The organism is Pseudomonas sp. CHM02 (assembly GCF_000612585.1).
Lineage (GTDB): Bacteria > Pseudomonadota > Gammaproteobacteria > Pseudomonadales > Pseudomonadaceae > Aquipseudomonas.
The window spans coordinates 1-6,571 of the sequence record NZ_JFCA01000097.1 but is presented as its reverse complement, the minus strand read 5'-3'; the positions used below and the strand labels follow the sequence as shown (position 1 = coordinate 6,571).

Genomic DNA, 6,571 nt, shown 5'->3' with positions numbered 1-6,571 from the left:
CGCGAATGCGGTGTGTCAGGCGCCGGATGTGTGACTGATACACCGCATTCGCGAGCAAGCCCGCTCCCACATTTTGATCTTTGTCGGCTACAAGGTTTTCGCCGAAGCCGGGTTGATCATCCGCGTCAGCCCCAGGTTTTTCAGGGCCAACTGCAGCGAGCTGTGGATAACTTGCGGGTTGTCGATGGTCATCAACTCCGCCAGCAGGTCCTTGGCCATGCTCAGTTCAACCTGGCGCAGCATCCACTTCACCTTCGGCAAGTTGGTGGCGTTCATCGACAGGCTGTCAAAGCCCATCGCCATCAACAGCACCGCCGCCGCCGGGTCGCCGGCCATTTCACCGCAGATGCTCACCGGCTTGCCTTCGGCGTGGGCATCGCGCACCACATGCTGCAGGGCTTGCAGCACGGCCGGGTGCAGGTAATCGTAGAGGTCGGCCACCCGCGGGTTGTTACGGTCCACGGCCAGCAGGTATTGGGTCAGGTCGTTGGAGCCCACGGACAAGAAGTCTACCTGACGCGCCAGCTCCTTGGCCTGGTACACCGCCGCCGGGATTTCGATCATCACGCCAATCGGCGGCATCGGCACGTCGGCGCCCTCGTCGCGTACCTCACCCCAGGCGCGGTGGATCAGGTGCAGCGCCTCTTCCAGCTCATGGGTGCCGGAGATCATCGGCAGCAGGATGCGCAGGTTGTTCAGGCCTTCGCTGGCCTTGAGCATGGCGCGGGTCTGTACGAGGAAAATTTCAGGGTGGTCGAGGGTAACGCGGATACCGCGCCAGCCGAGGAACGGGTTGTCCTCTTTAATCGGGAAATACGACAGTGACTTGTCGCCGCCGATGTCCAGGCTGCGCATAGTCACCGGCAACGGGTGGAAGGCCTGCAGTTGCTCGCGATAAATCGCCAGCTGCTCCTTTTCACTCGGGAAACGCTGGTTGATCATGAACGGCACTTCGGTGCGGTACAGCCCCACCCCTTCGGCGCCGCGCTGTTGCGCACGAGCCACATCGGCCAGCAAGCCGGTATTCACCAGCAGCGGCACACGATGACCGTCGGTGGTCACGCACGGCAGTTCGCGCAATGAATCCAGGCCCAGCGCCAGTTGCTTCTCTTCTTCAACCACTTCGGCGTACTGCTTGCGCAGCACTTCGCTGGGGTTGGTGAACACTTCACCGCGATGGCCATCGACGATCATGTCGATACCATCCACTTTGGAATACGGCAGGTCCACCAGGCCCATCACCGTCGGGATGCCCATGGCCCGGGCCAGGATCGCGACGTGGGAGTTACCCGAACCCAGTACCGACACCAGGCCGACCAGTTTGCCTTCCGGCACTTCGCCGAGCATGGTGGCGGTGAGTTCTTCACTGATCAGGATGGTGTTGTCGGGGTACACCAGGTTGGTGGTGCGGTCTTCCTGCAGGTAGGCCAGCAGACGGCGACCGAGGTCGCGCACATCCGAGGCGCGCTCGCGCAGGTAGGCGTCGTCCATCAATTCGAAACGGTTGACGTGATCGGTGACCACCTGGCGCAGCGCGCCCTGGGCCCACTGGCCGGTCTTGATCACGGTCTTGACTTCGTTACCCAGCGACGCGTCGTCGAGCATCATCTGGTACACGTCGAACAGCGCGCGTTCTTCGGGGCGCAGTTGCGTGGCCAGCTTGGTCGACAGGTTGCGCATGTCGGCGCGCACGCCTTCCAGGGCGGTCTTGAACAGTTTGATTTCAGCGTCGATGTCATCGACGGTCTTGTCCGGCACCACATCGAGGTCGGCCGGCGGCAGCATGACCACGGCGGTACCGACCGCCGCACCCGGCGAACCCGGTACGCCGACGAACTTGGCTTCCTGGATGCCCTTGCCCTGGCGCCCCAGGCCGCGAATCGAGCCGGTGGCTTCAGCGTGGGCGATAACCCCGGCGAGCTGCGCACTCATGGTCACGAGGAAGGCTTCTTCACCTTCGTCGAACTGACGGCGCTCTTTTTGCTGGATGACCAATACGCCGACGACGCGGCGGTGGTGAATGATCGGCGCGCCGAGGAACGAGGCGTAACGCTCTTCACCGGTTTCGGCAAAGTAGCGATAACGCGGGTGATCGGCCGCGTTTTCAAGGTTCAGGGGTTCTTCACGCGTCCCCACCAGGCCCACCAGACCTTCATTGGGCGCCATGCTGACCTTGCCGATGGAGCGCTTGTTCAAGCCCTCCGTGGCCATCAGCACAAAACGGTTGGTCTCGGGGTCCAGCAGGTAAACCGAGCAGACCTGGCTGCCCATGGCTTCCTTGACGCGCAACACAATAATCCCCAACGCCGCCTTGAGATCCTTGGCGGAGTTAACTTCCTGGACGATCTTGCGCAGCGTATTGAGCATGGCTCGGGGTCGAACTCCGTCGTCAGTCGCGCGCTAAAAGGCGCGGGGCAAGCTCTTTGAGAGCGCGACGATAAACCTCGCGCTTGAATGTCACCACCTGGCCCAACGGGTACCAATAGCTGACCCAGCGCCAGCCATCGAACTCCGGTTTACCGGTCAAATCCATCCGCACCCGCTGCTCGTTGGAGATCAGGCGCAGGAGAAACCATTTCTGCTTCTGGCCGATGCACAGCGGTTGGCTGTGGGTACGCACCAGGCGCTGCGGCAAACGATAGCGCAACCAGCCACGGGTACAGGCCAGAATTTGTACATCTTCGCGCTCAAGGCCGACTTCTTCGTTCAACTCACGGTACAAGGCGTCTTCAGGGGTTTCGTCGGGGTTGATTCCACCTTGAGGAAACTGCCAGGCATCTTGGTTGATTCGGCGAGCCCATAGCACCTGTCCGGCATCATTCGTAAGAATAATCCCGACATTAGGACGGAAACCATCGGGGTCGATCACGGCAACAACCTCGCAAACGCATGTCGCCGCATTGTTCCACAAAGGTTGATGAAGCGGCAACGAGGCTTCTTACCTTATGTGCACTCTTGTGAAAAGACCGTATTCTGGACGCCTTTTTACAGACTTTTCAGCGAGTAACTGCAATGCGCCTGGCTTTATTCGACTTGGACAACACCCTTCTCGGCGGTGACAGCGACCACGCCTGGGGCGATTACCTCTGTGAACGCGGGATTCTCGACCCGGTGGCCTACAAGGCTCGCAACGACGAGTTCTACCAGGATTACCTGGCCGGCAAGCTGGACAACGCCGCCTACCTGAACTTTTGCCTGGAAATCCTCGGTCGCACCGAGATGGCACAGTTGGACGAGTGGCACAACGACTATATGCGCGATTGCATCGAGCCGATCATGCTGCCGCTGGCCTCGGAACTGCTGGCCAAGCACCGCGCCGCCGGCGACAAGCTGGTGATCATCACTGCGACCAACCGCTTCGTCACCGCGCCGATTGCCGAGTTGCTGGGCGTCGAGACCCTGATCGCCACCGAATGCGAAATGCTCGACGGCCGCTATACCGGGCGCAGCACCGATGTACCGTGCTTTCGTGAAGGCAAAGTAACGCGCTTGAACCGTTGGCTGGAAGAGACTGGGTACAGCCTGGAAGACAGCTACTTCTATAGCGACTCGATGAATGATTTGCCGTTGCTGGAGCAGGTGACACATCCGGTGGCGGTGGATCCGGATCCGAATTTGCGCGCTGAAGCGCAGAAGCGGGGCTGGCCGGTGATCACTCTGCGCAGCTGATGACGCTATCGCAGGCAAGCCAGCTCCCACATTTGAAATGCATTCCCCTGTGGGAGCTGGCTTGCCTGCGATGAAGGCGACGCGATCTAACGCTTTAAACCGGCTTGGCGCCCATCAGCCCTGCAATCGCCACAAACCCCGCCAGGCTGACCACCGCCAGCACCAGGGTAAAATTCAGGCTGCCGCCCTCACCTTTGCGCAGGCGATTAAGGCGCGCCACCAGCCAGAACCACGCCAGCGCCGCCACGGTGTAGAGGATGCTGGAGCCTAAAATCCAGGTTTGCCCCAGGGGCCAGCCGATCAGGTGCACCAGCCACCAACCGGTGAACGGCATACTGACCAGGCAAATGCCCATCAGCAGCCACACGAACGCCCATGGGCGTTGCACGATGACCGCCGGGCCGGCACTGCGTTTACGCCAGGCCAGTACGGCCAGGCCGAGGCCGCTGAGCAGCAGCAACACGGTGGCGGTGATGTGGATAACCTTGAGGGTGGTCAGTGTTTCCATGGTCTCGATTCCTTAAAGGCCGCTCAGTCAGCGTAGTCGCTCAACCGAGGAACAGTTTGTAGGCCGGGTTATCGCTTTCATCCCAGTACGGGTAGCCAATGGCTTCCAGGGCGGCCGGCACCAGGTGGCGCTCATCCGCCGGCACTTGCAAGCCGGCGACCACACGGCCGTCTGCTGCGCCGTGGTTGCGATAGTGGAACATCGAGATGTTCCAGCGCCCGCCCAACTTGTTAAGGAAGTTGAACAAGGCGCCCGGACGCTCCGGGAACTCGAAACGCAGCACCACTTCATCGCTGACCTTGGCCGCATGCCCGCCGACCATATGACGGATGTGCAACTTGGCCAGTTCATTCTCGGTCAGGTCCAGCACCGGGAAACCCTGGCTGGTCAGGCTGGCGATCAGCGCACTGCGCGGATCGCTTTCCGGGTGGGTCTGCACGCCGACGAAGATGTGCGCCTCGCTGCCGGAGTGGTAGCGGTAGTTGAATTCGGTGATCTGGCGCTTGCCCACGGCCTCGCAGAACGCCTTGAAGCTGCCGGGCTTTTCGGGGATGGTCACGGCGATGATGGCTTCGCGGCCTTCACCCAGTTCGGCGCGTTCGGCCACATGACGCAGGCGGTCGAAGTTGACGTTGGCACCGGAGTCGATGGCTACCAGGGTCTGCCCGGTGACACCACGGGTCTCCACGTATTTCTTGATACCTGCGACGCCCAGCGCGCCCGCCGGCTCGGTGATGGAACGGGTGTCGTCGTAGATGTCCTTGATCGCCGCACAGATTTCATCGGTGCTCACGGTGATCACTTCATCCACATAATCCTTGCAGATGTCGAAGGTATGCTGGCCGATCTGCGCCACCGCCACGCCATCGGCAAAGATGCCCACGGTCGGCAATACCACGCGCTCGCCCGCCGCCATGGCCGCTTGCAGGCAATTGGAGTCGTCCGGCTCGACGCCGATGACCTTGATCTCCGGGCGCAGGTATTTCACGTACGCCGCAATGCCGGCGATCAGCCCGCCGCCGCCCACCGGTACGAAGATCGCGTCCAGCGGACCCGGGTGCTGGCGCAGGATTTCCATCGCCACGGTGCCCTGCCCGGCAATGGTGTGTGGATCGTCGTAGGGGTGGATGTAGACGTAGCCTTTTTCGTCGACCAGTTTCAGCGAGTAGGCCAGGGCTTCCGGAAAGGAATCGCCATGCAGCACCACTTTGCCACCACGGGAACGCACGCCTTCGACCTTGATCTCGGGGGTGGTCTTGGGCATCACGATAGTGGCCTTGACCCCCAGCACCTTCGCCGCCAGGGCCAGGCCCTGTGCATGGTTGCCGGCCGACGCGGTGACCACGCCGCGCGCACGTTCTTCGGCGCTCAGTTGGGTCAGCTTGTTATAGGCGCCGCGAATCTTGAACGAGAACACCGGCTGCAAGTCTTCACGCTTGAGCCAGACCTTGTTGCCCAGCCGCTCGGAGAGCTGGCGGGCGGTCTGCAACGGGGTTTCTACGGCAACGTCGTAAACGCGCGAGGTGAGGATCTTTTTGACGTACTGTTCAAGCATCGGCGGAAATCACTGGGCGAGTTGGGCAGGGCCAAGGAGTCTAACCCAGCGTTTGGGCGGGCGACCACACGAATCCAGAGGTTTTGTTGGGTTATACTCGCGCCCCTCTTTACTCCCCGCCCGTTCCGGAGCCCGCATGACCCAGGATCAACTCAAACAGGCAGTGGCCCAGGCCGCCGTCGATTTAATCCTTCCTAAACTCGACGACAAGAGCATCGTCGGTGTCGGCACCGGCTCCACCGCCAACTGTTTTATCGATGCGCTGGCCCAGCACAAGGGCGCATTCGACGGCGCCGTGGCCAGCTCCGAAGCCACCGCCGCGCGCCTCAAGGGCCATGGCATTCCGGTGTACGAACTCAACACCGTGAGTGACCTGGAGTTCTACATCGACGGCGCCGATGAAAGCGACGAGCACCTGAACCTGATCAAGGGCGGCGGCGCAGCCCTGACCCGTGAGAAGATCGTCGCGGCCGTGGCCAAGACTTTTATCTGCATCGCCGACGCCAGCAAGCTGGTGCCAGTACTCGGCGCGTTCCCGCTGCCGGTGGAAGTGATTCCGATGGCGCGCAGCCACGTGGCCCGCGAGCTGGTGAAACTGGGCGGCGACCCGGTGTACCGCGAAGGCGTGTTGACCGACAACGGCAACATCATCCTCGACGTGTTCAACATGCAGATCACTAACCCGGTGGAGCTGGAGACGCAGATCAACGCGATCGTCGGCGTGGTCACCAACGGCCTGTTCGCCGCGCGCCCGGCCGATGTACTGCTGCTGGGCACTTCGGAAGGAGTGAAAACCCTCAAGGTTTGACACCCCTCCCTGTAGGAGCCGGCTTGCCGGC

The 6,571-nt window shown here is 61.6% G+C and carries 6 protein-coding genes; 2 read left to right on the top strand and 4 right to left on the bottom strand.

Going from position 1 to position 6,571, the window contains the following annotated elements; all coding sequences use genetic code 11:
* Positions 1-87: 87 nt before the first annotated feature.
* Together ptsP and BM70_RS0130760 are read right to left on the bottom strand one after the other, a co-directional pair.
* Positions 88-2,367 (bottom strand): phosphoenolpyruvate--protein phosphotransferase, encoded by a 2,280-nt coding sequence (ptsP, locus tag BM70_RS0130765; protein WP_025859566.1) that lies wholly within the window; start codon positions 2,365-2,367, stop codon positions 88-90.
* Between the two features lie 22 nt (positions 2,368-2,389).
* Positions 2,390-2,869: an RNA pyrophosphohydrolase gene (locus BM70_RS0130760; RefSeq protein WP_003176750.1), complete on the bottom strand. Its 480-nt coding sequence runs from the start codon at positions 2,867-2,869 to the stop codon at positions 2,390-2,392.
* Between the two features lie 143 nt (positions 2,870-3,012).
* On the opposite strand from BM70_RS0130760, the gene BM70_RS0130755 reads away from it, so the two are divergent.
* Entirely contained in the window at positions 3,013-3,669 is a 657-nt protein-coding gene (locus BM70_RS0130755; protein WP_025859565.1) for an HAD family phosphatase, read from the top strand.
* Between the two features lie 94 nt (positions 3,670-3,763).
* Here BM70_RS0130755 and BM70_RS0130750 read toward each other — a convergent pair whose 3' ends face one another.
* Positions 3,764-4,177, bottom strand: coding sequence for a DUF2269 family protein (locus BM70_RS0130750; RefSeq protein ID WP_025859564.1), 414 nt, complete (start codon positions 4,175-4,177; stop codon positions 3,764-3,766).
* Between the two features lie 40 nt (positions 4,178-4,217).
* The gene (ilvA, locus tag BM70_RS0130745; RefSeq protein ID WP_025859563.1) at positions 4,218-5,732 is read right to left on the bottom strand and encodes a threonine ammonia-lyase, biosynthetic; all 1,515 of its coding nucleotides are present in this window, start codon (positions 5,730-5,732) and stop codon (positions 4,218-4,220) included.
* Between the two features lie 136 nt (positions 5,733-5,868).
* On the opposite strand from ilvA, the gene rpiA reads away from it, so the two are divergent.
* Positions 5,869-6,540 (top strand): ribose-5-phosphate isomerase RpiA, encoded by a 672-nt coding sequence (gene rpiA, locus BM70_RS0130740; RefSeq protein WP_025859562.1) that lies wholly within the window; start codon positions 5,869-5,871, stop codon positions 6,538-6,540.
* Positions 6,541-6,571: the final 31 nt, after the last annotated feature.

Bases quoted from the DNA above. Each gene is read 5' to 3' on its own strand.
- ptsP (WP_025859566.1), bottom strand. From the start codon at position 2,367: ATGCTCAATACGCTGCGCAAGATCGTCCAGGAAGTTAACTCCGCCAAG.
- BM70_RS0130755 (WP_025859565.1), top strand. From the start codon at position 3,013: ATGCGCCTGGCTTTATTCGACTTGGACAACACCCTTCTCGGCGGTGAC.
- BM70_RS0130750 (WP_025859564.1), bottom strand. From the start codon at position 4,177: ATGGAAACACTGACCACCCTCAAGGTTATCCACATCACCGCCACCGTG.
- ilvA (WP_025859563.1), bottom strand. From the start codon at position 5,732: ATGCTTGAACAGTACGTCAAAAAGATCCTCACCTCGCGCGTTTACGAC.
- rpiA (WP_025859562.1), top strand. From the start codon at position 5,869: ATGACCCAGGATCAACTCAAACAGGCAGTGGCCCAGGCCGCCGTCGAT.